Origin of the sequence: Gilliamella sp. N-G2, from assembly GCF_002142215.1 — a bacterium.
GTDB lineage: Bacteria > Pseudomonadota > Gammaproteobacteria > Enterobacterales > Orbaceae > Gilliamella.
In genome coordinates, this window is the sequence record NZ_NAST01000060.1 from 1 (window position 1) to 2,464 (window position 2,464).

The window sequence follows — 2,464 nt, forward strand, 5'->3', positions numbered from 1 at the left end:
GGTTACAGTGATGAAGAAGCTAAAGTAATGGCTGGTAGAACCATTGGAATAATGATGATGATTAATGGTTTTGAAGGGCATTTTACTTTACCTATAATAAATAGAGCATTAAAAGGAAGTAAATTATCAACGGCTAATAAAAGCAGTAATTTTGATGAGCATGTAGTAAATGAGAAAGGCTTGGGGAATGCCGGAAAGGGGACAAATGCAACTCAAATACAACCACAACAACTTGATCCATTATTTGCTAACGATACTTGGTATCCAATTAAACGTTATCAACTTGTAGAGAAAAATGGTGTTTGGTACACTGTGGGCGAAAACGGGTCAATGTATAGAGCAAAAGGACAATATGATTTTGTAACCATAAATGGAAAAATATATGTCTCCAGAACATCTTCAAAAGAACGTGCAGGCCATTTTGATATATCAAGAGGCGCACAACAAGTTGACTATGCTGGTTCAATTAGATTTGGCTGGAGTGATGGAACCAGAGGTGTATTAAAAGAGTTTGATAATTCTTCTGGTCATTATAAACCTAAGACTGAAAATGCTCATCAATCGGGGTTACCATTAGATAAATTTAAGGAGCATCCTAATGCTAAATAATATTATAAATAAGCTTCCTGATGGAAGAGCTGAAAATGAGTTAGCTCATTATTTAAGAAAACTACCTGAGCATGAAAGTTCAGCTTTGATGGAAATTTTGCTAAAACATAATTCTGATGTAGTTAGAGAATCCTCACTAAGATTGATCCCGCGTGTTATTAGGGATCGTAGTGTGTTGATAAAGTTTTTAGACATGGGATTAGAAAAAAAAAATGTCTCTGGAGCTAAGCCTTGGATTAAAGCGACGGTATCTGGATTAGGTTATAAAAAATTACTTCAGCACATGAAAAAAGTAGCTGAAACAAACCCTGACTGGATACTATATGCTTGGTATCAATTAGTTCCTCTTGTAATAAAGGAAGCTCCCGAAAAAATTCAGTATTTGCAGGAGATAGAAAAAATTATTGATGCTAATTTATGTAATGAACTAAAAGGCTCATGGTTAAGAACCAAGGAAGCTGTACCTATCTAATTAGATTTATGATCCCCACCTAATCGGTGGGGATTTTATTTTACCTCTTAGCTCAGCCCTTCAATTACTGATAATCAACAATCATTGTTGGATATCAATGATTACCGGCTAACAGTTAGTAAAGCTAAAGGTTTCCAGCGAGCGACTTTTAATTGTCAGTTGCGTTTTAAGGTTGAGTTGCCCGCCGTTGAGGCTAAAACCCCACATTTATGACCACAACGATGAAGCTTCGAATATTACCCATGCGGCAATCAGTGACGGTGAATTAATCATTCGTGACCCAGATAAGCAAACACAAGATATCAATGAACTCAGTCATGATACCGGAAATGCCCATAGCAGACTTAAACCAATCTTTAATATATAGTGATTGAGGATTGGAAAGCAGAGGGTCTTAGTAATGAAGAGATATAGTCTAAACTTCAAAAACTTAATATTATTGATTCTGAAATAGCGTCTGTTAATGTAAATGCTCTTCTAAACTTGTATGATAATGGGGCGAGTAAAGATGAAATACTGGCATTTGCATCTGCTGCTATCTTTAATAAACTTGTAGGTAAAGTTAGTACTGTTAAAACTACGGATATAAAAAGTAAGGGCAAACAAAAAGATGATACAATTTGGACGGAAACAAAAGAAAGGACTTCCGTTGAAAATGCCTATGAACATTGGAATAAACATAAAAGCGATTTTCCTGAATATCAAAATGCAAAACAATATGTTGATGCAACTCATAATTTTGTTAGAAGTCCGCCAGAAGGAACTCTAATAAAAGTTAGAAAAAATGGAGATACTTTATATTACAATCCAAAAACAAATATATTTGCTATAAAAAATGCAGATGGTACACCGAGAACAATGTATAAGCCGGAAAAAGGTATGGAATATTGGAATAAACAAAAATGATAGATATAAACGATAAGTATTTTTGTCCTTGTTGTGGAAATGAAACTATTAGTTCACCTGGAGAGTATGAAATCTGTAATATATGCGGCTGGGAAGATGATCCAGTTCAATTTGAAGATCCTGATTTTTCTGGTGGAGCTAATAAGATGAGTCTAAATGAAGCACGGATAGCATATATAAATGGAGATAAAATATACTAAAAAGCAGATCCCAGCCCCAAAACTGGGATTTTTTATATTTATAGTTTACTTCGTAAGTTCACCGGTGGCCTAGCCGGCGCCAGTGCGCCATGGTTAGCTGAGCAGATAAAGATACAAGCAGGTGATAACGAAACCGCGAGGTTAGTTGCCCATGCAATACTTGGTGCGGTAGTGGCTGAGCTACAAGGCAACTCAGCATTATCTGGTGGAGCGGGTGCAGTGGTTGGTGAAGTTGCAGCAGATATCATCCGCAAACAACTGTATGGCAAAGAAGTCA

Annotated in this window: 6 protein-coding genes; 5 read left to right on the top strand and 1 reads right to left on the bottom strand. The window is 36.2% G+C overall.

The window, feature by feature from the left end; all coding sequences use genetic code 11:
* From B6C99_RS13230 to B6C99_RS12895, 5 genes are all read left to right on the top strand, one after another.
* Window positions 1-609 (top strand): hypothetical protein (locus tag B6C99_RS13230; protein ID WP_158092491.1); only part of this gene is annotated, 609 nt, incomplete at its 5' end.
* The gene (locus tag B6C99_RS12885) at window positions 599-1,081 is read left to right on the top strand and encodes a hypothetical protein (RefSeq protein ID WP_086360185.1); all 483 of its coding nucleotides are present in this window, start codon (window positions 599-601) and stop codon (window positions 1,079-1,081) included. The genes B6C99_RS13230 and B6C99_RS12885, both read left to right, overlap by 11 nt.
* A 187-nt stretch (window positions 1,082-1,268) precedes the next feature.
* Window positions 1,269-1,448, top strand: coding sequence for a hypothetical protein (locus B6C99_RS13140; protein WP_143413934.1), 180 nt, complete (start codon window positions 1,269-1,271; stop codon window positions 1,446-1,448).
* A 116-nt stretch (window positions 1,449-1,564) separates the two neighbouring features.
* Entirely contained in the window at window positions 1,565-1,987 is a 423-nt protein-coding gene (locus B6C99_RS12890) for a hypothetical protein (protein ID WP_216819498.1), read from the top strand.
* A complete protein-coding gene (locus tag B6C99_RS12895; protein WP_086321170.1) occupies window positions 1,984-2,187 on the top strand; it encodes a CPCC family cysteine-rich protein in 204 nt (67 codons plus the stop codon). The genes B6C99_RS12890 and B6C99_RS12895 overlap by 4 nt, the downstream gene beginning before the upstream one ends.
* 38 nt (window positions 2,188-2,225) lie before the next feature.
* On the opposite strand, the gene B6C99_RS12900 is transcribed toward B6C99_RS12895, so the two are convergent.
* The coding region (locus B6C99_RS12900; RefSeq protein WP_216819499.1) for a hypothetical protein at window positions 2,226-2,464 on the bottom strand (239 nt) is incomplete at its 5' end.